The organism is Streptosporangium longisporum, assembly GCF_039534895.1.
Taxonomy (GTDB): domain Bacteria; phylum Actinomycetota; class Actinomycetes; order Streptosporangiales; family Streptosporangiaceae; genus Streptosporangium; species Streptosporangium longisporum.
This window is the reverse complement of the sequence record NZ_BAAAWD010000010.1, coordinates 206,888-230,590: the sequence shown is the minus strand read 5'-3', so window position 1 is coordinate 230,590 and position 23,703 is coordinate 206,888. Positions and strand designations below refer to the sequence as shown.

Sequence of the window (23,703 nt, the reverse complement as noted above, 5' to 3'; positions counted from 1 at the left end):
ACGGTGAGATGGGTTCGGGGAGGTCGGTGCGGAAGGCGGCGAGGTCAGTGCGGAAGGGGCAGGGCACGGCGCGGGCGTCCGCCGAGACGGGCCGCGAGCCGGCTCCCGCCCAGGAAGGGCAGTCCGGCCGCGGTGTTGGAGTACAGGCCGGGGGCGATGACGCGGACCACGCGCACCCCCGCCGAGGCGACGTCGGGCGTGGTGACGTCGGCGCACAGCACCCGCGTGCCGAGCCGGGCCGCGAGGTCGGCCACGCTCCCGGGCGGCCGGACGCGCTCGGGCGGGGCGCCTTCGGTGAGCGCCTCGGCGAGCTCGTCCTCGAAGCGCTCCTGGACCGCGGGGTCGAGGAAGAGCTGCAGGTGGCAGCCGTGGTCGACGACGTCGGCGAGATCGTCGCGGTAGGAGGAGCCGTAGGCGCGGTCGGCCCGCCACGGTTTGAGCGGGCTGCGCGGATCGGCCGCGACCCGGCAGTACGGGCCGTCCGGGTCGTCCAGTCCCGCGACGAACAGCTGCAGCTGCAACGCCTCCCCGTACGCCTTGACCATCGCCTCCCCGGCGTCGGCGCGCACCCCCATGCCGAGGCTGAGGTATCCGGTCTCCCGGTCGCGGACCAGCGCGCCGACCACACGCAGGCCCGTGGCGGAGGGGAACTCCAGGAACCGGACGTGCAACCTCCGGCGCGGCCCCTCCGCGAGGACGCCCAGCCACGCGGGCGCCTCCAGGAGGCGGAGCCCGGCGCGCCCGTGCCAGGCGAGCGTCATGGCGTCGCGCTCGGCGAGCTCGCACAGGGCGCCCCAGGCGGCGTACGCCCCGCTCGGCCCGGCGGCGAGACCGGCCTGCACGACCGGGTTGGTGCGCGGCGTGGGCGTGGCGACGTCGGCCGAGAAGTAGGAGACCCACACCAGCCCGGCCGGGACGAGCACCTCCTCGCCGGTGACCAGGTCGGAAGCGGGCGTCCACTCCACGGGAAGGTCGGGAGTGAACTCGGCCAGGGGGAACCCCGGTGTGGCGTACTGCTCCGGGGAGTACAGGGCCAGGGTGCGCGGGTCGAGCGCGAGCGGGCCGAGCTCGCGGTGGGAGCCGGTGCGCAGCCCGGCGGGCACGAGGTTGCCGCAGTAGCGTTCGGCGGCCTCGCCCAGCGCCGCGCCCAGGGCGGCCCGCGGGTCGGCGAAGGCGTACCCGGCACCGGCGGAGTCCGACGGCCAGGGGCTGAACCGGGTGGTGTCCGACAGGACGGCCGTGACCATCGAGAACGACTCGGGCAGGTGGCCGGGGACGCGGGTGTGGACCAGGTCGCGGACGATCCCGGTGCGCGCGTCGAGCAGGAGAGGGTACATGTCAGGCCAGGGGAAGAGGGGTGACGACCAGGTCGTCCTCGGTCAGGACGTTCTCGGTGAGGCCCAGCAGGCGCGGCACCTCGTACAGGCGCGACCCCCCGCGCAGGGGGAAGGCGGGCGGGGCGTTGCCGACCAGGCCGGGGACCAGGACCCGCACCACGCTCAGCCCGGCCGCGGCGACGTCGGGCGTGGTCAGGTCCGCGCAGTAGGCGGTGAGGCCCGCCTCCGACAGCCGGTCCAGGTACCCTTGCGGATCGGCGGCCGGCAGGTCGTCCAGCGCGGGACCGGGGGCGGCCCGCAGGCGGTCCAGGGGCTCGCCCCGCATCCGGGGGTCGAGGTAGAGCTGGGCGATCGCCGGCAGGTCGGTCAGGTCGCGGAAGTCGGCGCGGAAGGCGTCCCGGTAGGTCCGGTCGGCCCGGAACGGGCGGAACACGTGCGCCTCCAGGGCTCCCGTGGCGACCGCCCGCCAGACCTCGCCGTCCGGGTCGGCGAGCTGGAGCGTCAGGGAGTACAGCCCGTAGGCCTCGACCAGGGCCTTCGCCGCGGCCTCGGCCGGGGTCGACCGGCAGGCGCTGCCGAACGCGACGATCCCGTCGTCGTCCTCCAGGAACGCCGCCATCACCGGGACCCCGAACGGCGAGGGGATCACCAGGATCCGCGCGGCCGGTCCGTCGCCGCCGAGCAGCGAGGTCACCCGTTCCGGATCGGCGACCGCCCGCGCCGGCGCGCCGGAGGCCCACCAGATCGTGGTGGCGTCCCGTTCGAACAGCTCCTCCAGCGCGGCCTGCCGCGCGCGGGCCGGGCAGGGCCCCGCGGCGATCCCGGAGTACAGCAGGGAGTGCGTGGGCGGCTGCGCGGCCCGTGGCCCGTGGAAGTAGTCGAGCCAGACCATCGAGGCGGGGACGAGCACCTCCTCGCCGGTCCGCAGGTCGGTGGCGGGCGTCCAGGCGATCTCCAGGTCCCGGGTCAGCGGGACGAACGGGAAGCCCGGCTCGGCGTACTGGGCGGCGGAGTACAGCGGGATCGTCTCCGGGTCGAGCGCCGCCTCGTCCAGCGCGTACCACGACGACACCCGCAGCCCGGACGGGATCGCGTTGCCGCAGTAGCGTTCGACGGCCTCGCCCAGCGCCGCGCCGCGGGCCCGCGCCGGGTCGCCGATCGACGCGCCGAACCCGTGCCGGTCGGCCCGCCATCCCGCGAACCGGCGGGTGTCGGCGACGGCCGAGCCGTAACCGGTCCACCAGCGGGGCAGTCCCGGGCGCCGGGCCTGCGGTTCCAGTGCGGTCAGTACGCCGGTGCGCGGATCGACCAGCAGGTCTTCTGGGCGGGTCATGCGGTCTCCAGGGTCACGCGGTCTGCGAGGTCGGGCGGTCTTCGGGGACGAGTGGTCTGCGAGGTCGGGCGGTCTGCGAGGGCGAGTGGTCATCGGGGAGGTGCGGTCTTCGGGACAGGCGCGTCTCACAAGCGGGCGCGTCTCAGGGACAGGCGTGCCTCAGGGACAGGCGTGCCTCAGGGACAGGCGTGCCGCGTGGACGGTCTGGCGGACGGGCGCGGTCGCCGTCGTGGTGTACCGGTCGGCGCCCGTCCCCAGGGAGCGGGCCAGCCGGGGGAAGTCGCCGCCGCCGATCTCCAGCCGCAGCCGGGAGCCGGATGCCGGCACCGCGGCGAACGGGCTCAGCACACAGCGGCCGGACCCCGCGGCGCGTCCCCGGGCGAGCTCGAAGACCTGCCCGGTGGCCGTTCGCTCCACCAGCCGGACGATCCAGTCGGCGTCACCGGCGGACGCGCCGACCTCCAGGTCGACGTGCGCGCCCGTGAGGGTGGTCCCGGTGGTGAGCGGCGTCGCAGTGAAGCGCAGCACGTCGGCGCGCGCGTCGAGGCCGCGCCGGTCGGTGCCGGGGGCCAGGGAGGGACACGGGTCGTCCGGGTCGTGGCGGAACGAGCCCGCGGGCCCGTCCGGCGGGGTGTCGCGGAGGGTCCCGGCGGGGTGGGCGTGCAGCACCGTCTCGCCCTCCGCCCGCGGCCAGGGACGCCAGGTGTCCGCGCCGACCGGGAGGACCAGCTCCCCGGCCCGGGCGGTGCCGTCCAGGCAGGCGCGGATCCACTCGACCTGCAGGGCGCCCAGATCGAGCGAGGAGACGGGCCCGTGCTCGCGGTCGCCGTAGCGGGTCCTGCCGGTGAAGGCCAGGTCGTGTCCCCACGGCCCGACGACGAGCCACTGCGGTGGCCGGGGAGCGCGTCCGGTTCCCACGGTGCGCCAGTGCAGCAGGGTCTCGTCGACGAGCAGGTCGTACCAGCCGCCGATGTGCATCCCCGAGACGGGAAGGCCCGCGAGTTCGCTCTCGGTGATCTCCTCCTCGGGCCGGTGGTCCGGGCCGCGGCGGACGACCCCGGCCCAGCCCGGCAGGCGGACCCCGAGCCGCTCGGGCAGTCCGGTCACCGGCAGGTGGGACAGCACGCCGGGGTCGGCGCCCAGCAGCAGGGAGGCGAGGCCGTCGCGGCCGGTCCGGGAGTCGGCGCGGTCGAGCCACCAGGCCGCGTGCTCGGCCAGCCGCAGCACGCCGTCCTCGAACTTCGTGCGGTGCAGGGCCATGGACGGTCCCATGCTCACCACCACGGGCACGGAATCGGGGCGTTCGGCCGCCAGGGCCCACGCGGTGAAGCCGCTGTAGGAGCCGCCGTAGCCGATGAGCCGTCCGTCGCTCCACTCCCGCGACAGCGCCCAGTCCGCCAGGGCGGCGCCGTCGCCGCGTTCGTTGCGGTAGCACTCCCAGACGCCGTCGGAGTCGTGGCGTCCCCGGACGTCCTGAACGACGTACGCGAATCCCCGCCGCGTCCAGCCCCGGCCCTCGGCGAGGTGGTGGGAGCGCCCGTAGGGGGTGCGCGTCACCACCGCGGGGACGGGCCACAGCGAGGGGTCGGGGAGCTGGACGTCGACCGCCAGGGGCGTGCCGTCCCAGCCCGGGACCCGCAGGTTGAAGGCGCTCATGCGACCGGCAGCGGCAGGACCGGGTGCCGGTCGACCGTCCCGGTGGCCGGGTCGACCACGAGCTGGAACGAGCCGGTCGCGGGCAGGCCGGTGTCGCGCCACGTCAGCACGTCGTTGACCAGGAGCCCGGCGGCCAGGCAGACCGCTCCGGCGTTCGGCCAGCGCAGCGGCGGCAGCGGGACCTTCCCGGCCGCGCCGTCGTCGAGCCGGGCCCACAGCGCGGCGAGCTCGTCGGGCAGCGGGGACGCGGCGAGCCTGCGTCCCCGCAGGTCGCGGTAGGAGGCGGTCGCCCCCGGTACGGTCATCGGTCCCAGCACCAGCCGGGTGCCCTCGACGTGGCAGCGGTGCCAGACCGTCCCGCTCGCGTCGAGCCGCCGCCAGCGCTCGTCGGTGAGCCAGCCCGCGCAGGCGACGACGACGTCGGCCTCGCTCCCGGTCCCGGTCCCGCTCCCGGTCTCGGTGGGCTCGTGCCGCACGACGGCCACGTCCGGGACCGCCTCGAACAGTCGCGCGGTCTCCGCCGCGACCGGCCCCTCCCCCGTGACGCGCACCGTGATCCGCCGGACGGGCTCGCGGCGGGCGGAGGTGAGCACGCCCCGCTCGCGCAGGACCGCGGCCAGCGGCTCCAGCTCCGGGTCGGCCCCGCCCGCGTACGCCTGGTCGCGCATGCGCTCCAGCAGGTCCGCGGGGCCGGACAGCCGGGCGAACCGCTCCTGCGGGTCGCATGACCGCCAGGTGCCGTCGGGCCCGGTGTACAGGTGGTGGCCGGGGGCGATCAGCTCCATCGGTCCTCTTTCTCGGCTTTCTCGCTCGGTCTTCTCGGCGGGGCGGAGGGCGGGCGGCCCGTCCGGGGACGGGCCGCCCTGGCGGAACTAGGAGTTCCAGGCGAACGGGGAGTGCACCAGGGCGTTGGTGCCCGGACCCTGCAGGGCCGGCAGCGCGGCCTCGGCCGCCAGTTCCTCGAACGCGAACGGGGTGTGGACCAGGGCGTTGGTGCCCGGGCCCTGCAGGGCCGGCAGCGCGGTCGCGGGGGCCAGTTCCTCGAAGCCGAAGGTCATGGAATTCTCCGATCGACAGTGAAAACGGTTGTCGTTTTCGGGAGTAACCAAACCAGATCATCCGACTCCCCGCAAGTGGTGTCTCACGGACGAATGCGCGCATACGTCATGGAGTGCGGTCCGTCCCGCACCGAGGACGGCAGCGACACGTGCTCCGGCTCGCGCCCCTCACACCCCGGGCCGCGCGGGGGCGTCCCGGTCGGCCAGGACCGCGAACAGGGCGTCGAGGGCGGCCGGGTAGGCGCGCTCGGACGGGGCGGCGAAACCGACCAGCAGCCCCTGCGGGCGGCCGTCGGGGTCGTGGTGGAGCTCGGTCAGGCCGCGTACGGCCAGGCCCCGGCGGTCGCACCGGGCCAGCAGGTCGTCCTCGGCGGGGGCGCCGGGCGGGAGGGTGACCAGCGTGTGCAGTCCGGCCGGGACGCCGTGGGCGACCAGGCCCGGGACGGTGGCGACCCTGCCGAGGAGGAGCTCTCGGCGGCGGCGGTAGCGCAGGCGGGCGGCGCGGATGTGACGGTCGTAGGCGTGGGTGGTGATCAGATCGGCCAGGACGAGCTGGCCCAGGGTCTCGGTGTACTGGTCGGCGTGCCGCTTGGCCCGCGTCACCGGCTCCACCAGGTGGGGCGGCAGGACCATCCAGGCCAGGCGGAGGGCGGGGCCGAGGGTCTTGGACACGGTGCCGCAGTACACGACCTGGTCGGGGGCGACGCCCTGCAGTGCGCCGACGGGCTGACGGTCGTAGCGGTACTCGCCGTCGTAGTCGTCCTCGACGATCAGGCCGCCCGTGGAGCGCGCCCACGCGCACAGTGCCTGACGGCGGCCGGGACGCAGCGGGACGCCGGTCGGGTACTGGTGCGCGGGCGTGAGGAACGCCGCCGCGTCGCGGTGGGTCAGCTCCTGCGTGCGGGCGCCGTGGGCGTCGACGGGCAGGGCCCGGACGGTGAACCCGGCCCGCCGGACGACGTCGCGGAAGACGTCGTGGCTTGGGTCCTCCACGGCCGCGGTACGGGCGCCGCCCGCGACCAGCACGCCGCAGAGCAGGCCCAGGCCCTGGTGGTAGCCGGAGGTGACGACGATCCGGTCGGGGGTGGTGATCACGCCGCGGGTGCGGCCCAGGTAGCCGGCGAGCGCGGCGCGCAGCTCGATCCGTCCCTGCGGGTCCCCGGCGCCGAAGACCTCGGGACGGGCGCGGGCGAGCACCCGGCGGGTGGAGGCGAGCCAGGCCCGGACGGGGAAGGCGCTGACGTCCGGCAGGCCGGGGCGGAGGTCGTGGCGGGGGGCGGCGGGCGCGGGCACGTGGTGCGCGGGCTCCCGGGTGCCGCCCGGGACGGCGGCCACGCTGGTGCCCGATCCCGGCCGCGTGGTCAGGTAGCCCTCCTCGACGAGCTGGTCGTAGGCGGCGCTGACGGTGCCCCGCGAGAGGCCGAGCTCCCGTGCCAGCCCGCGGGTGGAGGGCAGGAGCGTCCCGGCGGCCAGCCGTCCCTCGCGGATCGCCGTCCGCAGGGCGGACTCCAGGCCGGAGCGCCGCCCGCCCGCCGTGTCCAGGGAGATGTGCAGGTCGAGCCGGGAACCGGACCAGTGTTTCGGCATGAGACCGGATCTTAATCCTGGTCCGGTGGTCCTCTACGGTCGTGGTGAGCCAGAACGAAGGGAACCCGCAGTGATCGTGATCGCCCATCTCAGCGACCCCCACATCGACGACGGCCGGCGCAGCGTCGAGCGCGTCAAGACCGTCATGGACCACCTGGAGGATCTCCCCTACGACCTGGACGCCGTCCTGGTCACCGGCGACATCGCCGACCACGCCCTGCCGGCCGAGTACGAGCGGGCGCGCCGGTTGTTCACCTCCCGGCATCCGCTGCTGATCTGTCCCGGCAACCACGACGAGCGCGCCGCGTTCCGGCGGCACCTGCTCGGCCGGCCGGGGACGGAGGAGCCGATCAACCAGGTGCACCGGACGTCCGGTGCCGTCATCGTCCTGTGCGACTCCTCGATCCCCGGGAAGGACGAGGGCTTCCTGGAGGAGGAGACGCTGGCGTGGCTGGAGGACACCCTGGCCGGCACCCCGGCGGAGGTTCCCGTGCTGGTCGGCTTCCACCACCCGCCGGCCCGGCTGCAGATCCCCTTCATCGACGCCATCCGCCAGTTCGGGGCCGAGAGGCTCGCCGCGATCGCGGAGCGTCACCCCAACCTGGTGGCCTTCCTGTGCGGGCACGCCCACACCGCGGCGGCGACCACCTTCGCCGGACGGCCGCTGCTGGTGGCGCCGGGGCTGGTCTCCACCGTCCGCCTCCCCTGGGAGCGCCGGTCCGCCGTCCCCGACGACCACGTCCATCTCGACCGGCCGCCCGCGCTGGCCTTCCACGTCCTGGACGACGAGGGGCGGCTGACCACCCACTACCGGTCCGTCGTCACCCCCGCGGGCGGCACGGCCCCGGGGTCGTACGGCACCGCGTGAGCGAGGGCTCCCCCGCTCGCGGGTGAGCGGGCCGCGGGAGGCCGGATCAGCGGCGGTCGGCGGCTCAGAGGGGGCGGCGGCTCAGAGGGAGTCGGCCGGGGGTGACGGCGAGGTGGCGGCGGTGACGGCGCGGTGGAGCAGGCCGTGCAGGACGTCCTGCTCCTGCTGCGTCAGGCCCGCCAGCGGGGAGTCCCGGACGAGGAGGTCGAGGAGCCGCTCCCGCAGCGCGGTGCCCTCCCGGGTCAGGACCAGCTGCTTGGCGCGGCGGTCGGTGGCGTGCGGGCGGCGTTCGAGCAGGCCCAGCTTCTCCAGCTTGTCGGCGACGAAGGTGGCGTTGGACGGCTCGCAGCCCATGCGCTCGGCGAGCTCCGTCATGGTCATCGGCCCGGTCAGCTCACGGAGCGCGGTCGCCTGGGCAGAGGTGAGGCCCAGCGCGACCGCGCGCTCGCGCACGTGATCCCCGATCCGCCGGGCCAGCCCGTTCACCAGGCCGCAGAGCTCTCGTTCGGCGACGGCCTGCGACTCCGGGGTGGTCATGCCCCCATGGTAGCAAGTGCATCAAGCAAACATATTTACAGCTTGAAATATTCAAGCTGTAACCTTAGGCTCCCGGTGCGCCGCTTCACGGGGCGGCGCCGATCCCTGTCGCGAGGAAGGACGAGAGCATTGAGGAACCCTGTGCCGGGCCATGACGAACGGCTGCGGCGTCCGGCGGGCATCCGGTCGCTACGGCTGGGCGACATCACGGTGACCTACGTGCCGGACGGGGCGGTGCGACTGAAGCCGCGCGGCTGGTTCCCGGACACCACCGACGAGGTGTGGGCCGCCCGTCCGGAGTACCTCGACGACTCCGGCCACCTGGTGGCGGGCATCGGCGGGCTGCTGGTGGAGCACGGCGACCGGGCGTTGCTGATCGACGCGGGGTACGGCCCGCAGAAGCTTCCCGACGACCCGGACGCCCCGTACGCCGGCCTCCACGGCGGAGCGCTGCTGGAGAACCTGGCCGCGCTCGGCCGCGGGCCCGAGGGGATCGAGGCGGTCGCCTTCACGCACCTGCACGTCGACCACATCGGCTGGGCGTGGCTCCCCGTCCCGGGCGGTGACCGGCTCGCGTTCGCCGGCGCCGACCATCTGGTGAGCGGGCCCGAGTGGGCACGGCACGACCTGGCCGAGGAGCAGGGCACGACCGCCGGGATGCTCGCCGCCATGGCGCCCCGCGTCCGCACCGTGGCCGACGGGGAGGAAATCTTCCCCGGTGTGCGGATGGTGCTCGCCTCCGGCCACACGGCCGGGCACGCCTCCTACGTGATCACCTCGGGCGGGAGGCGGCTGATCGCCTTCGGCGACGCCCTGCACTCGCCGATCCAGATCGGGCACCCCGAGTGGCCGGCCGTGGTCGACCACGACCCGGTCGCGTCCACCGACGTGCGCCGCCGTCTCGTCGCCGAGCTGGAGAAGCCCGGCACGATCGGTTTCGGTGTCCACTTCGCCGACGTGGTGTTCGGGCACGTCCGCCGGGACGGGGACGGCCCCGCCTGGCGAGCCCACCCCGAATGATCCGCCGGGGACGAGCGTGACGGCGACCGCCCGCGAGCCCCTGGCGGGGCCGCGCACGGGGCACTGGCCGGGAATCGTCGCGGCCGCGCTCACCGCGACCGTGACGGTGATGCCCGGCTTCACCGTCGGGGCCCTGGCCCCGGCGATCGCGTCCGAGCTGCACCTGTCCCGAAGCGCCCTGGGGCTGGCGATGAGCGCCTTCTACGCCGCCACCGCGCTGGGCTCGCCCGTCGCCAAACGCCTGGCCGCGCGGCTGCCCGTCCCGGCGGTGCTCGCCCTCGCCGCGCTGGCCGCGGCGGCCGTGATGGCGGCGGCCTCCCGGGCGACCGGCGTCGCGACACTGACGGCGGTGCTGGTGGCGGGCGGGCTGAGCAACGGCCTGGTCCAGCCCGCGGCGGGACGGCTGATCGCGGCGCGCGTCCCGGCGCACCGGCGCTCGCTGGCCGCCGGCACGGTCGGCGCGGCCCTGGGGGCGGGCACCCTCGTCCCCGGCCTGCTCGTCGCCATGGTGCTTCAGGAGCACGGATGGCGGACGGCCATGCTGCTCGCCGCCCTGGTCGCCCTGGTCCCGGTCGCGCTCGCCCCGCTGGCCCGCGTCCCGGCCGCCCCGCCGCCCGGACGGGCGGGGACGGGCGGGGCCGGCGGCCCGCGGGGGACCGGGCGGGTGCTGGTGCTCTGGGCGCTGGCGGCGGCCCTGTCGGCGACCGGCAACAACGCGGTGGCCTCGTACTTCGTGCAGCTCGGCACCTCGTCGGGGCTGGCCGTCGCCGTCACCGGCAACCTGCTGTCGCTGAGCGCCCTGGCCGCCATCGTGGTGCGGCTCGCCGCCGGGGCCCTCACCGACCGGGCGCCCCGCCACAACCCGGCGGTGATCGCCGCGATGATGCTCACCGGGGGCCTCGGGCTCGCGCTGGTCGCGATCGGGACCCCGGTGACGTTCGTCCTCGGGGCGGCGCTGGCCTTCTCGGCGGGCTGGGGCTGGACGGGTCTGCTGCTGGCCACCACGCTGCGGCTGGTCCCGGACCGGGCCGAGAACGCCGGGCACACCGTCCAGGTCGGCATCTACGCGGGCGCCGCCGTCGCCCCGTTCGCCTTCGGCGCCCTGTCCGACGCCCTCGGCTTCGCGGGCGCCGCGTCCATCGCCGGAGCGGCCGCCGTCGCGGGCGCGGCGTCGATGACGGCCGGGGCACTGGTGCTGCGGCGGTCCCGCTGAGGTCCCGGCCCTCGCCCGCGCCCGGGCGAGGGCCGGGACCGGGGTCAGGACGGGACCGGGACCGGGACCCGAGGGCAGAGTCGGGGCCGGGACCGGGGCCGAGCGGCGACCGCCCGGGCGCGGCCGGTGCGCGGGCGGCGGCCGGGCCTCAGCCGACGTGGACGATGGGGCGGCGGGCGGTGTCGGGCTCGGCCTGGCGCAGCACCTCGCGGGTCAGGGGCGGGATGTCGCCTCCGCCGAAGACGAGGTAGCGCAAAAGCGCGCCGATCGGGTTGCCCTCGGCGGCCCAGTGGAAGTAGACGTGCGGGATCTTGCCGGTCTGGTCGCGCAGGTACAGCAGCAGGGCGGCGATGGCGTTGGCGACCGTGGGGCTCTGCATCCGCAGGACGCGGAACCCGTGGCGCTCCTCACCGACGACGCGCAGTTCGCTGGTGAACTCGGATGCGTCGAAGACGCTGACCTCCAAAAACAGCAGTCCCTCGCCGGTGCGCAACCGGTGCAGCTCCCAGGCCTCGCGGGCCTTGTCGACGTACTCCTTGTGGTCGCGGACGTGGGGTTCGTTGGCGATGAGCTGGATGGTGCCGCAGGTGTTGATGTACTCGCGGGCCAGGTCGTCCATGGTGATGCGGGTGACGCGCAGCTCGGTGGAGCGGGTGGCCCGCGAGACCAGCGAGGTGGTCACGATGGCCAGCACGAACAGCAGGGCGATCACCAGGCCGTCGGGACGTTCGATGACGTTGGCGACGGTGGCGTAGGCGAAGATCAGCGTGACGGTGCCGAAGAAGAACGCCGCCCGGTGGCGGCCGGTGTTCCAGGCGGCCAGGGTGACCGCGACGGCGGCCGAGAGGATCAGCGCCAGCACCCCGGTGGCGTAGGCCCCGCCCTGGGACTCCACGTCGGCGCCGAAGAACACGGTGATGGCGAAGGAGATGGCGGTGAAGACCAGGACCATCGGCCGGGCCGCGCGCGACCAGTCCGGCGCCATGCCGTAGCGGGGCAGGTAGCGCGGCACGATGTTGAGCAGCCCGGCCAGCGCCGAGGCGCCGGCGAACCACAGGATCGCGATGGTGGAGACGTCGTAGACGGTGCCGAACCCGTCGCCCAGATAGGCGTGTGCCAGGTAGGCCAGGGCGCGGCCGTTGGCCGCGCCGCCCTCGGCGAACTCGGCGGGCGGGATGAGCACGGTGGTGGCGAAGCTGGAGGTGATCAGGAAGACGCTCATGATGATCGCCGCGGTGGTCAGCAGCTTCTTCGCGCCCCTGATCCGCCGGGCCAGGTCCCCCTTGACCAGGGGCATCACGGCCACGCCGGTCTCGAACCCCGAAAGGCCCAGGGCGAGTTTGGGCATCACGTACAGCGAGACGGCGATCATCGCGATCGGGCTGGAGTGCTGGGCGGTCAGCGCCGCCTGCCAGCCGGTGACCAGCTGGGGGGCGACCAGGACGTGCTGCACGGCGACGGCCACGACGACCACGTTCAGGACGAGGTAGACGACGACCAGCACGACGGCGATCGAGATGGCCTCGCCGAACCCGACCAGGAACACCCCGCCCAGGGCGGCGATCAGCGCCAGCGTGACCGGCACCTGCCAGCCGGAGAAGAACTCCGGCACGAACGGGTTGTGCAGCAGGTGGGCGGTGGCATCAGCCGCCGACAGGGTGATCGTCACGATGAAGGCGGTGGCCACGAAGCCGAGCAGGAACAACACCAGCAGCTTGCCGCGCCAGCCGGGCAGCAGCCGCTCCAGCATCGACAGTGACCCGAGCCCGTTGGGGCTTTGTTCGGCCACCGCCCGGTAGGTGGGCAGCGCGCCGAACAGGGTCAGCGCCACCAGCAGCACGGTGGCGATCGGGCTGAGCGACCCGGCGGCCAGCGCGGCGATGCCCGGCTGGTAGCCCAGGGTGGAGAAGTAGTCCACGCCCGTCAGGCACATCACCTGCCACCAGGTGTGCTGGTGGGCGGGTGACTCCTCGTGGTGCGGGCCGGTGGTGCGGGGGTCGGAGCGCTGCAGCCCCTTCAGCAGCCACCCGCGCAGCCCCGCCTCCACCTGCGCCGACGCCGACGCCGATGTGCTCGCCACGGTGTTCCCCTCGGTTGCCCTCGCGCGGACCGTCACGTCCTGTTCCTGACAGACGCCCATGCTGCACCATGTCCCCTGCGGAACATTCGACGGGACCCGTGTTCCGGGCCGTCGCCCGGCGCCACCGGCAGGCGGGCCGCCGGGCACCCCGGCCGGTCCCGGAACCGGGCGACGCGGGAACACGAAGGAACACGGTGACGGCGACGAAGGAGCGTGGCGAGGCGGGCACGAGGGGACCCCTCACCCGGAGGGGCGGTCCGCCATCGTCGTCATGATCAGTCCGGCGGTGATGTCGGGGCCGTTGAACTCCGAGACGACGGCCCCGTCGCGCAGGATGACGACGCGGTCGGAGCCCTCGACGAGTTCCTCCAGGTCGGAGGAGATGAGCAGGACGGCGAGTCCTTCTGCGGCCAGGTCGTCGATGAGGGCCTGTACCTCGGCCTTGGCTCCGACGTCGATGCCGCGGGTGGGTTCGTCCAGCAGCAGGACCTTGGGGTTCATGGCCAGCCAGCGGGCCAGCAGGACCTTCTGCTGGTTGCCGCCCGACAGCTCACCCGCAGGCTGACCGGGACTCGCGGCCTTGATGCCGAGCCGCTTGATGAAGATCTCGACGATCCGGTCGATCCTGCTCTCGGAGACGATCCCCGCCCGTGACAGCTGCGGCAGCGCCGCGAGCACGATGTTCTCCTTGACCGACAGCGAGCCGATCAGCCCTTCGGTGGTGCGGTTCTCGGGGAGCAGGCCGATGCCGGCGCGGATGGCGCTCCTGACCGTACGGCCGCGTACGGGCAGGCCGGCGACCGTCACCTCGCCGGAGTCCAGGGTGAGCGCGCCCGCGATGGCCTTGGCGGTCTCGCTGCGTCCCGAGCCGATCAGCCCGCCCAGGCCCACGACCTCACCGGGGCGGATGGCCAGCGACACCCCGTTCAGGACGTGGTCCTTGACCAGGCCGGTGGCGCGCAGGACGGGGGCGTCGGCCGGTTCGGGGTAGCGGGCGGCGAACGCGGTCGTGCCCTGCTCGGCGATGTCGGCGGGGTTGCGGCCGAGCATCAGCGAGATGAGCCGGAGCCGGTCGAGCCCGGCGACGGGGCCGGTGTGCACGACGCGGCCGTCGCGCAGCACGGTGACCCGGTCGCAGACGCGGTCGAGCTCCTCCAGCCGGTGGGTCACGTAGAGCACCGCCCGGCCCTGGGCCCGCAGCCGCGCGATCACCTCGAAGAGGGTCTCGGCCTCCGGGGAGTCCAGTGACGAGGTGGGCTCGTCCAGCACCACCACCCGCGCGTCGGCCTGGACGGCCCGGGCCAGGGCGACCATCTGCTGCGTCCCCGGCCCGAACGACCCCAGCGGGCGGCGCACGTCCAGGCACAGGCCGTACTCGCGCAGGATCTCCTCGGTCAGCCGCCGGGCCCGCGCGGCGTCGATGAGGCCGAACCGGTTACGGGGCTCGCGGCCGAGGAACAGGTTGCGCGCGACGCTCATGCTCGGGACGAGGTTGCCCTCCTGGTGGATGGTGGAGATCCCGGCCTGGCGGGCGTCCAGGGGGCCGGCGAACCGCACCTCCTCGCCCCGCAGCCGCAGCCTTCCCGAGTCGGGGCGGTGCACGCCGGTCAGCACCCTGACCAGGGTGGACTTGCCGGCGCCGTTCTCCCCCACGAGGGCGTGGACCTCTCCCGCGCCGAGGGTCAGGGAGACGTGGTCGAGGGCGCGGACACCGGGGAAGTCCTTGACGATTCCCGCCGCCTCGACGGCCCGGATACCGGCTGTCATAAGACTCCTCCGTGGATCGCCCGGGAGCATGTCCCGATGATGACCGAGAAAGGAAACGATCCCGTAAAGGAACGGACGCCTTCGGCCCAAGGTGATCGGCCCGTCGCTAGCGGCGGGCGACGTGCAGCCGCACCCCCCGGGAGGCGAGGTCGTCCAGGATCTCCGTGGGGGCCCCGTCGTCGGTGACGAGGTGGGTGATGTCCTCGGTGGGCACGGTCTGGACCATGGTGTCGACGCCGATCTTGGTGTGGTCGGCGAGGACGACCACCTCCTCGGCGGCCCGCGCGATCGCGCGGTCGACGCTGGCGACCTGGAGGTTGGGGGTGGACAGGCCGCGCTCGGTGGTCAGGCCGTTGCCCGAGATGAAGGCGCGGCGCACCCGCAGCCCGGCCAGCGACTGCTCCGCAGGGCTGCCGACCAGGGCGTGGATGGAGCCGCGCAGCGTGCCCCCGGTCATCACCACCTCGATCCGCGGGCAGTCGGCCAGGGCCTGGGCCACCAGGAGCGAGTTGGTGACGACGGCGAGCTCGCCGTACCTGACCAGGCGCCGGGCGAACGCCTGGGTCGTGGTGCCGGCGCCGACGGCGATCGCGTCGCCGTCCTCGACCAGGGAGGCGGCCAGGTCGGCGATGACCGTCTTCTCGGTGTCGGCCAGCTGGGCCTTCTGCAGGTAGGTCGGCTCGCGGGAGAGCTCGCCCGGCAGGGTGGCGCCGCCGTGGTGACGGTCGAGCAGCCCCTCGCCCTCGAGGATCCGCACGTCACGGCGGACGGTGACCTCGGAGGAGCCGACCGCCCGGGCGAGGTCGCGCAGGGAGACGGCACCGTTGACGCGCACCAGGTCGAGGATGCGCTGGCGCCGCTCGGCCGCGAACACCGGCCGCGCACCGTCGGCCATATCGCTGGTCTTTCCGTCCGTCACCTGTCCGCCCGCCCTGTGACTAGTGCTGATCGGCCCCGATCATAAAGAATCCGGATTACGGGTGGATGACGGTACCGGCCCCGTCCCCGGGCGCCTCCGCGCTCCCGCGGAGCTCCCGGAGCCCGTCCCGGCCGACGGATCCGCTGTTTCCGGCGCGGGAGCGACCCCGTGTTAGCGATCACATTTGATCACTTTTACAAAAATTTTGATCGAATACGATCGATTGTGATTACTAAGTGACGGGAAGGTTACTGGTTTGTTGCGCTTCCCTACCACCCTTTGATCATCGCATGATGGCCTCGCCTCCAGGAGGACAGATGTCCCCGCTCGCATACCGTTCCCGCCACGCCGTCGTCCTGCTCGCCACCGCCGCCCTGCTCGCCTCGGGGTGCGCCAAGTCCGAGACCACCACCGCGGCCCCCGGCCCGTCCGACTCCCAGGCCCAGGGACAGGTGGTGCAGACCCCCACCGGCTCGGCCGGCCCCGGATGCACGCTCAAGCAGTACGGCGGGACCGCGTTCGACCTGAAGACCGCGGTGGTCGGCTTCTCTCAGTCGGAGAAGGAGGCCAACCCGTTCCGCATCGCCGAGACCCAGTCGATCAAGGACGAGGCCGCCAAGGCCGGCATCGCCAACCTCAAGGTCACCAACGCCCAGTCGCAGTTCTCCAAGCAGATCAGCGACGTGCAGCAGCTCATCGCCCAAGGCGCGAAGCTGCTGGTGATCGCTCCGCTCAACTCCGACGGCTGGGAGCCGGTCCTGCAGCAGGCCGCGGCCAAGAAGGTGCCGATCATCACGATCGACCGGAAGATCAACGCCAAGCACTGCACCGACTACCTGACCTTCATCGGGTCCGACTTCACCGAGCAGGGCAAGCGCGCCGCCGACCAGATGATCAAGGCGATGGGCGGCAAGGGCAAGGTCGCGATCCTGCTGGGCTCCCCCGGCAACAACGTCACCACCGAGCGGACGGCCGGCTTCAAGGAGCAGATGGCCGCCGAGGCGCCGGAGATCGAGATCACCTTCGAGCAGACCGGTGAGTTCGCCCGCGAGAAGGGCCAGCAGGTCACCGAGCAGCTCATCCAGTCCAACCCCGACATCGACGGCATCTACGCCGAGAACGACGAGATGGCCCTCGGCGCGGTCACCGCGCTCAAGGGCGCGGGCAAGAAGCCCGGAGACGTGAAGATCGTCTCCATCGACGGCACCCGGGGTGCGGTCCAGGGCATCGTCGACGGCTGGCTGCAGGCCGTGATCGAGTCCAACCCGCGCTTCGGCGCCCTGGCCTTCTCGACGGCCCAGAAGTTCCTGGACGGCGAGAGCATCCCGGAGAAGGTCACCATCGCCGACCGCGAGTACGACGAGGCCAGCGCCAAGTCCTCGCTGCCCCAGACCTACTGATCCGCCCGTCGGCGACCCGGCGCCCGTGCCGAGCGCGCGTGCGCCGGGTGGCAGGAAAGGAGCCCCGTGCCAGTCAGCGATCCGGTCCTCGAGGCCGTCGGCGCCCTCAAGGTGTTCCCCGGGGTCACGGCCCTCGACCACATCTCCTTCGCCCTGGGCCAAGGGGAGGTGCACGCGCTGGTCGGGGAGAACGGCGCGGGCAAGTCCACGTTGATCAAGGTGTTGACCGGGGTCTACCGTCTCGACGCGGGTGAGGTGAGGTACCGGGGCGAGCGGATGGACTTCACCAGCCCGCTGCAGGCCCAGCGTGCCGGGATCGCCACCATCTACCAGGAGGTCAACCTCGTCCCGCAGATGAGCGTGGCGCGCAACCTCTTCCTCGGCCGCGAGCCGCGGGGCCGCCTCGGCCTCATCGACTTCGCCGAGATGCGGCGGCGGGCCTCGGAGATCCTGCACGGGTACGGCATCCGCCCGGACGTGCGCCGCCCGCTGGGATCGCTCGGCCTGGGCTCCCAGCAGATGGTCGCCCTGGCCAGGGCCGTCCAGGCCGACGCGCAGGTCGTCATCATGGACGAGCCCACCTCCTCGCTGGAACCGCGCGAGGTCGACCGGCTGTTCCACACCATCGCCGACCTCAAGGCCCAGGGCCGGTCGGTGATCTACGTCAGCCACCGGCTGGAGGAGCTCTACCGCATCTGCGACCACGTCACCGTGCTGCGTGACGGCCGCCTGGTGCACACCGGCCCGCTGGCGGAACTGGAGCGGCTGCGGCTGATCTCCCTGATGCTGGGACGTGACCTGCAGCAGGTCGCCTCGGAGGGCCTGACCAGGTTCGGCGGCCGCGACCACGCGCGCGACGCCCCCGCGGTGCTGTCGGCGACCGGGCTCGACCGCGAGCACGTGCTGAACGGCGTGTCGCTCGCCCTGCGGCCCGGGGAGATCGTCGGCCTGGGCGGGCTGCTGGGGTCGGGGCGCAGCGAGACGGCCAAGGCGATCGCCGGTGCCCTGCCGCTGGACTCCGGGCAGGTCACGGTGGAGGGGAGGGCGGTTCCCTCCGGCTCGGTCGGCGCCGCCATCCGGGCCGGGATCAACCTGCTCCCCGAGGACCGCAAGGCCGAGGGGATCGTGCCCACGCTGTCGGTGCGGGAGAACATCGTGCTGGCCGCCCTGCCGAGGCTGTCACGGGCCGGGATCGTCTCCGAGGCCGCCGTCGACCGGGTGGTGGAGACGTTCATGAGCCGCCTGCGCATCAAGGCCGCGGGTCCGGGTCAGCGTGCCGGTGAGCTGTCGGGCGGCAACCAGCAGAAGGTCCTGCTGGCCCGCTGGCTGGCCATGAACCCCAAGGTCCTGCTGCTGGACGAACCCACCCGCGGCATCGACGTCGGAGCCAAGGCCGAGGTACAGGCCCTCATCGACGACCTGGCCGCAGAAGGACTCGCCGTCCTGCTCATCTCCTCCGACCTGGAGGAACTCGTCGAGGGATCGGAACGCGTCGTGGTGCTCCGCGACGGAGCGGTCGCGGGCGAGCTGAGCGGCGACGACGTGACGGAAGAGAAGATCATGGCCGCGATCGCGGGGAAGAGCGATGACTGAGACCACCGTGGTGACCGACGCCCCGAGCAAGGGCCCGTCCGGCCGGGCCGGGACGATCGCCTGGCTCCAGCGGTACGGCGTGTACGCGGCGGTGGCCACGCTGTTCGTCTTCAACGCCGCCTTCACCCCGCACTTCCTGGCCGCCGACAACTTCCGCACCCAGCTCGTCCAGGTCACCCCGATCGTGATCGTCGCGCTCGGCATGGCGCTGGTGATCGGCACCGAGGGGATCGACCTGTCGGTCGGCTCGGTGATGGCCCTGGCCGCCTCCCTGACCGCCCTCTACCTCGGGTACGGGGCCCCAGCGGCGATCGCCATGGCGATCGCCGGCGGGGCGCTGGTCGGCGCGGCCGCCGGAGCACTGGTGGCGGTGGTGGGCGTACAGCCGATCGTCGCCACCCTCGCCCTCCTGGTCGGGGTACGCGGCCTGGCCAACGTGCTGCTCCCCCAGCTGCGGGAGTTCTCCAACCCCACGCTCGTCGCGCTGGGCAGCGACTCGGTGGCCGGTGTGCCGATCGTCGTGCTCGTGGCCGTCGCGCTCATCGTCGCCGTGGCGTTCCTCGTCAGGAGGACCACCTTCGGGCGCCAGCTCGTCGCGATCGGCGGCAACCGCGCCGCCAGCAGGCTCGCCGGGCTGCCGGTGCGCAGGGTGCTGCTGTCGGTGTACGTGCTGTCCGGCGTGCTCGCCGCCATCGCCGGGACGCTCGCCACCTCCCGGCTGCAGGCCAGCGACCCCACCTCGCTGGGACTGTTCATGGAGCTGTCGGCCATCACCGCGGTCGTGGTCGGCGGCACCCCGCTGACCGGAGGCCGCGTGCGGGTGCTCGGCACCGTGATGGGCGCCCTGCTGATGCAGCTCCTCCAGGCGACCCTCATCAAGCACAACCTCCCCCAGTCCTGGACCCAGATGGCCCAGGCCGCGATCATCCTCGCGGCCGTCTACGCAGCACGGGAGCGCCGGTGACCACCCAGACCGCTCGTCCGGCACCCTCGGCGACCAGCGCGCCGACGTCCCGGGAACGCGCCGGACGGCTCTTCCAGCGGCACGGGGCCCTCGTCGTGCTCGGCGCCCTGCTGGTCGTGGGCACGCTCGGGTTCGACGCGTTCACCACGCCGGCCAACCTCGGCAACATCGCCACCGCCTCCTCGTTCCTGGCGATCATCGCGATCGGCATGACCTTCGTCGTCATCTCCGGCGGCATCGACCTGTCCGTGGGCTCGCTGTTCGTGCTCGGCGGGGTCCTGGCCGCGTACGGCTCCCGTCACGGCGCCGTCGTGGCGCTGGCGCTGCCGCTCGCGGTCTGCGGGGCGTTCGGCCTGGTCCAGGGGCTGATCATCGCCCGGACCCGGATGGCGCCGTTCATCGTCACCCTGACCGGGCTGCTCGGCGCGCGCGGCCTGATGCTCTCCATGACCGACGAGGGCGCCACCACCTACCTGGTGGAGGACAAGGTGTTCGCGGGCATCGGCCAGGGCGCCCTGTTCGAGATCGGCTACCCCTTCTTCATCATGCTGGTGATCCTGGCCGCCGCGGCGATCCTGCTGCAGCGCACCGGATTCGGGCAGAACGTGTACGCCATCGGCGGCAACGAGGACGCTGCGGCCCTCATGGGCGTCCCGGTGGCCCGTACCAAGATCATGGTGTATCTGATGTCCGGGCTGCTCGCCGGTCTGGCCGGGGCGCTCAACGCCGCCCGCCTGTCCTCCGGCGTGACGATCCTCGGCATCGGGCTCGAACTCGACGTGATCGCGGCCGTGGTGATCGGCGGGACGCTGCTCACCGGCGGTGCCGGCGGTCTGGGCGGCACGATCGCCGGGGCGCTGCTGCTGGGGGTCATCCAGAACCTGATCAACCAGATCCCCGGGCTCTCCTCCTCCTTCCAGCAGGTCGTCAGCGGCGCGTTCCTCGCCATCGTCGTCATCACGCACCGCGTGCTCGGCGGGATACGACAACAGGACACCTGACGTGAGGGGGCTGCGCGCCTCCTTCCCGGACGACGCCTGCCCGGGACGCCGCGATCCGGCGTCCCCCGCTCGTCACCCGGCCGTCACAATGGCCGGGCATGGTGGCGTTCCCTGCTGCGTTTAGGCCCGGCCGTCGACGACGGCCGGGCCGGTCGCGTTCCCTGACACCGTGATGCTCAGCTGTCATGACGGCCAGGTGGAGCGACACGGGTGTCACGGGGTGCCCCCGGCCCGGCACGGACCGGCACGTAACGCGGTACGCGATCGGCGCGATCAGATCCGATCGAATATTGACACGAGATGTTTCGAAGTATTCACTTCTGATCACCCCACCCGTTGGGTGCACGCCCTCCCGGGGCGCGCACCCGGCGATCCGCGCGTCCCACCCCCGCCCCGCGTCCACCCGCCCCGCGTCCACTCACACCGTGTCCCCCGCCCCCCGCTCCCGGCCGCGCACCACCTCACCGCGATCCCGCACATCTCCGAACCATCACCCCCCTGAGGAGATCCCATGCAACGCGTACGCCATCGACGACGGCTGCTGCACTCCGTCGTCGCCTGCCTCGTGGGCCTGGCCACGTTCGCCACCGGCCTGCCACAGGCCGCCGCCGCGGTCCCGCCCCAGCCGTCCCCGCTGACGACGCCGTGGACGAACCAGGCGCTGAACGGCACTCCCCTGCCGGAGTACCCCCGGCCGCAGATGACCCGGCCGGACTGGCAGAACCTCAACGGGGAGTGGCAGCTGCGGCAGTCGGCCACCAACGACCCGCCGGTGTTCGGGCAGACGCTGCCGGAACGCGTCAATGTGCCGTTCCCCGTCGAGTCCGCCCTGTCCGGGATCAAGCGGGCGGCCAATGACAACCGGTACTACCTCACCTACCGGCGGACGTTCACCGTGCCTGCGGGCTGGAACGGCCGGCGGGTGCAGCTGCACTTCGGCGCCGTGGACTGGCAGACGACCGTCTGGGTCAACGGCGTACAGGTCGGCGGTCACACGGGCGGCTACGACCGGTTCGAGTTCGACATCACCCCGCACCTCAACGGCGGGACGAACGAGCTGGTGGTGCGCGTCTTCGACCCGACGGACTCCGGCGCCGCGGGCAGCAGCCCCGCCAGGGGCAAGCAGGTCCGCAGCCCCGGCGGCATCATGTACACGCCGTCGTCGGGCATCTGGCAGACGGTGTGGCTGGAGCCGACCCCGGCCTCGTCCGTCCACAGCGTCGACTTCTACCCCAACCTGGCGAACAACACCCTGCGGGTCCGCGTCTTCACCCGCGGCGACGTCTCGGGCCACTCGGTGTACGCCGAGGCGCTGGACGGCTCGACCGTCGTCGGCACCGCGACCGGCGGCTTCACCGACTTCAGCGTCCCCGTCCCGAACGCGCGGCGCTGGTCACCGGACGACCCGTTCCTGTACAACCTGCGGATCTCCCTGCGCAACGCCGGAGGCGCGACCGTCGACCGGACCACGCACTACTTCGGGATGCGCGAGGTCGGCAAGGCCGTGGTCGACGGGCGGCTCGTGCTGACGCTCAACGGCCGGTTCGTCATGCAGAACGGCGTGCTGGACCAGGGCTTCTGGCCCGACGGCCTGCACACCGCGCCGACCGACACCGCGCTGGCCAGCGACCTGCAGAAGATCAAGGACCTCGGCTTCAACATGGTCCGCAAGCACATCAAGGTGGAGCCGCAGCGCTGGTACCACCACGCCGACCGCCTCGGCCTGCTGGTCTGGCAGGACATGCCGAGCATGGGCGGGGGGAACGACGCCCAGCACGCGCAGTGGGAGAGCGAACTGAGGGAGATCGTCGACGAGCACCGCTCGTCGCCCGCGGTCGTCACCTACGTCCCGTTCAACGAGGGCTGGGGCGAGTGGAACCTGGCCGACACCTCACGGGTCATCCAGAACGTCAAGAACCAGGACCCGACGCGGCTCGTCAACGGGCACAGCGGCTACAACTGCTGCGCGTCCAAGGGCGACCCGGGCAACGGCGACATCATGGACTGGCACATCTACGTGGGGCCCGACGCGCCCACGCCGACGAGCACCCGGACGTCCGTGCTCGGCGAGTACGGCGGTCTGGGCGTGCGGGTCCCCGGTCACGAGTACAGCCCCAACGGCCAGTTCGGCGCGTACGAGATGCACCCGAACGTGAAGTCGATCACCGACCGGTACGTGAGCCTCGTCGCCCAGTCGGCGAACCTCATGCACACCCGCGGGCTCAGCGCGCTCGTCTACACGCAGCCGTTCGACGTGGAGGGCGAGGTCAACGGTTTCTGGACCTACGACCGGCAGGTGGCCAAGTTCGACGCGGCCAGGGTCAGGGCGGCCAACCTCGGCATCATCGCCGCCTCCAAGCGGCTGAACACCGCCCCGCCCCCGCCCGGACGGCCGGTCAACGGCCCCGGAGGAAAGTGCGTGGACGTGGCCGCCGACGACACCGGCGGCAACGGCTCCGCGGTGCAGCTGTGGGACTGCCAGATCCAGGCCGCCGACCAGCACTGGACCTGGGACGGTACGGCACTGCGCACGCTGAACCGCTGCCTGGACGTGACCGACAACGCCACGGCCAACGGTTCGCAGGTCCAGCTGTGGGACTGCAACGGCGGCGGCGCCCAGCAGTGGGTCCCCCAGGGCAACGGCGCCCTGCTCAACCCCCAGTCCGGACGCTGCCTCGACTCCCCCAACGGCACCACCGCCAACGGCACCCGCCTGCAGCTGTGGGACTGCAACGGCTCCCCCGCCCAGACGTTCCGGATGGGCGGAGGCTCCGAGGGGGCCACGTTCGTCAACGGTCCGGGCGGCAAGTGCGTGGACGTGGCCGGTGACGACATCGGCGGCAACACCGCTGCGGTGCAGCTGTGGGACTGCCAGCCCCACGGCGTCGACCAGCACTGGGCCTGGGACGGCAGGGCGTTGCGCACGCTGAACCGCTGCCTGGACGTGGTCGGCAACGCCACGGCCAACGGTTCGCAGGTCCAGCTGTGGGACTGCAACGGCGGCGGCGCCCAGCAGTGGGTCCCCCAGGGCAACGGCGCCCTGCTCAACCCCCAGTCCGGACGTTGCCTGGACTCCCCCAACGGCACCACCGCCAACGGCACCCGCCTGCAGCTGTGGGACTGCAACGGCGCCGCGGCCCAGACGTTCCGCAGGCAGTGACCCCGCGGGGTGCGCGGGCCACGGCCCGCGCACCCCGTCCCACGTCGTTCACACGCGGGCGCGGGCCCGTGACACGGGCCTTATGACACGGCCCTGTGACACGAGCCCTGTGACACGAGCCCTGTGACACGGGCTCTGTGACACGCTCGGGCCGTGACCCGGCCCGAGGGCGGGCGGGGACGGCGCGGGTGCGCACGCGATGCGGCCCGC

At 73.2% G+C, this 23,703-nt stretch carries 18 protein-coding genes; 8 read left to right on the top strand and 10 right to left on the bottom strand.

Annotated features, from left to right (window positions below; all coding sequences use genetic code 11):
• Positions 1-44 precede the first annotated feature (44 nt).
• The 6 genes from ABD832_RS19940 to pdxR all read right to left on the bottom strand — a co-directional run bounded on the left by ABD832_RS19940 (position 45) and on the right by pdxR (position 6,971).
• Positions 45-1,337 carry a YcaO-like family protein gene (locus ABD832_RS19940; protein ID WP_344897445.1) on the bottom strand — a complete coding sequence of 431 codons (1,293 nt, stop codon included), beginning with the start codon at positions 1,335-1,337 and terminating at the stop codon, positions 45-47.
• Between the two features lies 1 nt (position 1,338).
• Entirely contained in the window at positions 1,339-2,670 is a 1,332-nt protein-coding gene (locus tag ABD832_RS19935) for a YcaO-like family protein (protein ID WP_344897442.1), read from the bottom strand.
• A 159-nt stretch (positions 2,671-2,829) separates the two neighbouring features.
• Positions 2,830-4,326 carry a CocE/NonD family hydrolase gene (locus ABD832_RS19930; protein WP_344897439.1) on the bottom strand — a complete coding sequence of 499 codons (1,497 nt, stop codon included), beginning with the start codon at positions 4,324-4,326 and terminating at the stop codon, positions 2,830-2,832.
• A complete protein-coding gene (locus tag ABD832_RS19925; RefSeq protein ID WP_344897436.1) occupies positions 4,323-5,111 on the bottom strand; it encodes a hypothetical protein in 789 nt (262 codons plus the stop codon). Before ABD832_RS19925 ends, ABD832_RS19930 begins: the two co-directional genes overlap by 4 nt.
• 87 nt (positions 5,112-5,198) lie before the next feature.
• Positions 5,199-5,384, bottom strand: a complete 186-nt coding sequence (locus ABD832_RS19920; protein WP_344897433.1) for a streptamidine-related RiPP repeat protein — start codon at positions 5,382-5,384, stop codon at positions 5,199-5,201.
• Positions 5,385-5,552: 168 nt separating this feature from the next.
• The gene (pdxR, locus tag ABD832_RS19915) at positions 5,553-6,971 is read right to left on the bottom strand and encodes a MocR-like pyridoxine biosynthesis transcription factor PdxR (protein ID WP_344897430.1); all 1,419 of its coding nucleotides are present in this window, start codon (positions 6,969-6,971) and stop codon (positions 5,553-5,555) included.
• A 70-nt stretch (positions 6,972-7,041) separates the two neighbouring features.
• Here pdxR and ABD832_RS19910 point away from each other — a divergent pair, with 70 nt between their 5' ends.
• Complete coding sequence (locus tag ABD832_RS19910; protein ID WP_344897427.1) at positions 7,042-7,839, top strand: metallophosphoesterase; 798 nt, start codon at positions 7,042-7,044, stop codon at positions 7,837-7,839.
• Positions 7,840-7,920: 81 nt separating this feature from the next.
• Here ABD832_RS19910 and ABD832_RS19905 read toward each other — a convergent pair whose 3' ends face one another.
• The gene (locus tag ABD832_RS19905; protein WP_344897424.1) at positions 7,921-8,376 is read right to left on the bottom strand and encodes a MarR family winged helix-turn-helix transcriptional regulator; all 456 of its coding nucleotides are present in this window, start codon (positions 8,374-8,376) and stop codon (positions 7,921-7,923) included.
• Between the two features lie 129 nt (positions 8,377-8,505).
• Here ABD832_RS19905 and ABD832_RS19900 point away from each other — a divergent pair, with 129 nt between their 5' ends.
• Positions 8,506-9,396 (top strand): MBL fold metallo-hydrolase, encoded by an 891-nt coding sequence (locus ABD832_RS19900; protein WP_344897421.1) that lies wholly within the window; start codon positions 8,506-8,508, stop codon positions 9,394-9,396.
• A 16-nt stretch (positions 9,397-9,412) separates the two neighbouring features.
• A complete protein-coding gene (locus tag ABD832_RS19895; protein WP_344897418.1) occupies positions 9,413-10,609 on the top strand; it encodes an MFS transporter in 1,197 nt (398 codons plus the stop codon).
• A gap of 148 nt (positions 10,610-10,757) precedes the next feature.
• Here the strand turns inward: ABD832_RS19895 and ABD832_RS19890 are convergent, their stop codons facing one another.
• The 3 genes from ABD832_RS19890 to ABD832_RS19880 all read right to left on the bottom strand — a co-directional run bounded on the left by ABD832_RS19890 (position 10,758) and on the right by ABD832_RS19880 (position 15,351).
• Positions 10,758-12,689, bottom strand: coding sequence for an APC family permease (locus ABD832_RS19890; protein ID WP_344897415.1), 1,932 nt, complete (start codon positions 12,687-12,689; stop codon positions 10,758-10,760).
• Between the two features lie 240 nt (positions 12,690-12,929).
• Positions 12,930-14,456, bottom strand: coding sequence for a sugar ABC transporter ATP-binding protein (locus tag ABD832_RS19885; protein ID WP_344897412.1), 1,527 nt, complete (start codon positions 14,454-14,456; stop codon positions 12,930-12,932).
• Positions 14,457-14,562: 106 nt separating this feature from the next.
• On the bottom strand, positions 14,563-15,351 hold the full coding sequence (locus ABD832_RS19880; protein WP_344897409.1) for a DeoR/GlpR family DNA-binding transcription regulator: 789 nt from the start codon (positions 15,349-15,351) through the stop codon (positions 14,563-14,565).
• Positions 15,352-15,692: 341 nt separating this feature from the next.
• On the opposite strand from ABD832_RS19880, the gene ABD832_RS19875 reads away from it, so the two are divergent.
• The 5 genes from ABD832_RS19875 to ABD832_RS19855 all read left to right on the top strand — a co-directional run bounded on the left by ABD832_RS19875 (position 15,693) and on the right by ABD832_RS19855 (position 23,493).
• On the top strand, positions 15,693-16,775 hold the full coding sequence (locus ABD832_RS19875; protein WP_344897406.1) for an ABC transporter substrate-binding protein: 1,083 nt from the start codon (positions 15,693-15,695) through the stop codon (positions 16,773-16,775).
• Positions 16,776-16,841: 66 nt separating this feature from the next.
• Positions 16,842-18,368: a sugar ABC transporter ATP-binding protein gene (locus ABD832_RS19870; protein WP_344897402.1), complete on the top strand. Its 1,527-nt coding sequence runs from the start codon at positions 16,842-16,844 to the stop codon at positions 18,366-18,368.
• Complete coding sequence (locus ABD832_RS19865) at positions 18,361-19,332, top strand: ABC transporter permease (RefSeq protein WP_344897400.1); 972 nt, start codon at positions 18,361-18,363, stop codon at positions 19,330-19,332. The genes ABD832_RS19870 and ABD832_RS19865 overlap by 8 nt, the downstream gene beginning before the upstream one ends.
• Positions 19,329-20,333: an ABC transporter permease gene (locus tag ABD832_RS19860; protein ID WP_344897397.1), complete on the top strand. Its 1,005-nt coding sequence runs from the start codon at positions 19,329-19,331 to the stop codon at positions 20,331-20,333. The genes ABD832_RS19865 and ABD832_RS19860 overlap by 4 nt, the downstream gene beginning before the upstream one ends.
• Before the next feature lie 511 nt (positions 20,334-20,844).
• Positions 20,845-23,493, top strand: a complete 2,649-nt coding sequence (locus tag ABD832_RS19855) for a ricin-type beta-trefoil lectin domain protein (RefSeq protein ID WP_344897394.1) — start codon at positions 20,845-20,847, stop codon at positions 23,491-23,493.
• The last annotated feature ends 210 nt before the right edge of the window (positions 23,494-23,703 follow it).

Excerpts from the sequence above, each read along its gene's own strand:
- ABD832_RS19940 (WP_344897445.1), bottom strand. The coding sequence starts at position 1,337 with ATGTACCCTCTCCTGCTCGACGCGCGCACCGGGATCGTCCGCGACCTG.
- ABD832_RS19935 (WP_344897442.1), bottom strand. The coding sequence starts at position 2,670 with ATGACCCGCCCAGAAGACCTGCTGGTCGATCCGCGCACCGGCGTACTG.
- ABD832_RS19930 (WP_344897439.1), bottom strand. The coding sequence starts at position 4,326 with ATGAGCGCCTTCAACCTGCGGGTCCCGGGCTGGGACGGCACGCCCCTG.
- ABD832_RS19925 (WP_344897436.1), bottom strand. The coding sequence starts at position 5,111 with ATGGAGCTGATCGCCCCCGGCCACCACCTGTACACCGGGCCCGACGGC.
- ABD832_RS19920 (WP_344897433.1), bottom strand. The coding sequence starts at position 5,384 with ATGACCTTCGGCTTCGAGGAACTGGCCCCCGCGACCGCGCTGCCGGCC.
- pdxR (WP_344897430.1), bottom strand. The coding sequence starts at position 6,971 with ATGCCGAAACACTGGTCCGGTTCCCGGCTCGACCTGCACATCTCCCTG.
- ABD832_RS19905 (WP_344897424.1), bottom strand. The coding sequence starts at position 8,376 with ATGACCACCCCGGAGTCGCAGGCCGTCGCCGAACGAGAGCTCTGCGGC.
- ABD832_RS19885 (WP_344897412.1), bottom strand. The coding sequence starts at position 14,456 with ATGACAGCCGGTATCCGGGCCGTCGAGGCGGCGGGAATCGTCAAGGAC.
- ABD832_RS19880 (WP_344897409.1), bottom strand. The coding sequence starts at position 15,351 with ATGGCCGACGGTGCGCGGCCGGTGTTCGCGGCCGAGCGGCGCCAGCGC.
- ABD832_RS19875 (WP_344897406.1), top strand. The coding sequence starts at position 15,693 with ATGTCCCCGCTCGCATACCGTTCCCGCCACGCCGTCGTCCTGCTCGCC.
- ABD832_RS19865 (WP_344897400.1), top strand. The coding sequence starts at position 18,361 with ATGACTGAGACCACCGTGGTGACCGACGCCCCGAGCAAGGGCCCGTCC.
- ABD832_RS19855 (WP_344897394.1), top strand. The coding sequence starts at position 20,845 with ATGCAACGCGTACGCCATCGACGACGGCTGCTGCACTCCGTCGTCGCC.